Source organism: Staphylococcus sp. CoH_129_LAB_1, from assembly GCF_058191515.1.
On sequence record NZ_JBXWKZ010000067.1, the window covers coordinates 1 to 464 of the forward strand.

Sequence of the window (464 nt, forward strand, 5' to 3'; positions counted from 1 at the left end):
CTTTTTGTGTTACAGTATCATTTTTATAGGTTTTGTTTTTCCATCGGTAATATGTTGATTTAGGTATGTTTAATACTACTTCTAGTATCAATTTGATTGTTTTAATTGCTATGACTACTGTTGGTACCACCTCTTCTCCAATACCTTGTACTTTTTTTAAATATCCAATTCTATATCTTTTCTCTTATTTTCTAATTTTAATTGTTCTACTTCTAACAGCTCTTCTAATGCTTTACCGTAGATATATTGTTTACCAACGTGTTGTGAAAATCTGTAATTTTCCCCATTTCGATACCATCGCTACCAAGTTTTCACTTGTGTTCTATTTCTAATATTTAATTCTTTCATTTCAACTGCTTTATACTTTGTTTCTACTGAATAAGAAATTCTTTTCATAGAAAAAACACCTCCGCATGATTCATTTTAATATGAATTCAACGAAAGTGTTTTTATATCATTCCCAC

1 pseudogene is annotated in these 464 nt (G+C 28.7%); it reads right to left on the reverse strand.

Annotation, left to right across the window (positions count from 1 at the left end):
- Positions 1 to 396, reverse strand: a pseudogene (locus AC2FB1_RS11120) (IS3 family transposase); the annotation flags it as partial.
- Positions 397 to 464: the final 68 nt, after the last annotated feature.